The following is a 1,157-nucleotide window of genomic DNA, read 5'->3' as shown; positions in this document are numbered from 1 at the left end:
CATCCTCATCACGTCAGATGGTTACTTTGATTACCCTTACCTTGGACGAATCAAAGCGATCAATAAAACGCCCAAACAGCTCAAGTACGAAATCGAAACGGGCTTAAAAGGTGATTATCTGATCAACCCGAAAGTCATGGTGACAATCAATTACTTCCGTTTGTTTTACGTCAATGGCGAAGTTCGTAAACCCGGAGGATTTGAGTATCGACCAGGACTGACGATAGAAAAAGCCATCGCACTAGCTGGCGGGCTCACCGATAGAGCTTCACGTAAAAGCATTAACTTAACCAAACACAAAACTGGCAAAACCGTAGAAGGCGTAAGTATGCAGCGCACGGTTGAACCAGGTGACATTGTCTTTATTGATCAGAGCTTCTTCTAGTGACAGGTAATCAAATGAACGGAACTCATCCCAACAATTTCCAGATGAACAAAGTAGAACTGATTCGTTTTGGCCATCACTTTAAAACGCTGAAAAAAAACTGGCTTAGCATTGCTGCGTTCACGCTTATATTCTCATTAACGTGCACTTGGTACATCTACTCCAAAACATCCATTTACCAAGCAACAGCAACGTTATTGATTCAAGAAGAGCAAAAAAGTGCGCTATCGATTGAAGAAGTGTACGGTGTAGATACGACCAAGAAAGAGTACTTTCAAACACAAATCGCTATTCTGAAATCCAACCACATTGCCGACAAAGTCATTAATGAACTGAATTTAACTCAACACCCTGAATTTACGAGCTCCGGTGGACTAAAACAAAAAATCGACGACATTAAAGCAGTCCCGTTAGTACAAGATTTATTGAATGTTTCTCCTAGCCCAAAAGAGACATCACAATACTCCGAGTCTTACTATCAAGCACTTCAAGCCTTCAAAAGAAAGCTAGAAATTGAACCTGTTCGAAACACACAGTTAGTGCGAATTAGCTTTCGTTCTGCCGATCCAAAGTTAGCAACAAGAGTCGCGAACGCGGTTGGTCAGGCCTATATTGATGCCAACTTCGAAGCCAAGCTCGTAGTGACTCAAAATGCAGCAACGTGGCTGACTAATAACTCTCAAAAACTCGAAGAGCGCTTAAAAAAATCAGAGCATGCTTTGCAAGAGTTTTTGCTCAAAGAAGGCCTGATTGATATCAACGGTATCGACGA

2 protein-coding genes are annotated in these 1,157 nt (G+C 41.7%); both read left to right on the top strand.

Annotation, left to right across the window (positions count from 1 at the left end):
- A partial coding sequence (locus R7190_RS25670; RefSeq protein ID WP_318137653.1) for a polysaccharide biosynthesis/export family protein occupies window positions 1-385 on the top strand: 385 nt, incomplete at its 5' end.
- A gap of 14 nt (window positions 386-399) precedes the next feature.
- Window positions 400-1,157 (top strand): GumC family protein (locus R7190_RS25665; RefSeq protein ID WP_318137652.1); only part of this gene is annotated, 758 nt, incomplete at its 3' end.

Source organism: Vibrio sp. 1078-1 (assembly GCF_033340475.1).
This window is presented reverse-complemented; position numbering and strand designations above follow the sequence as displayed.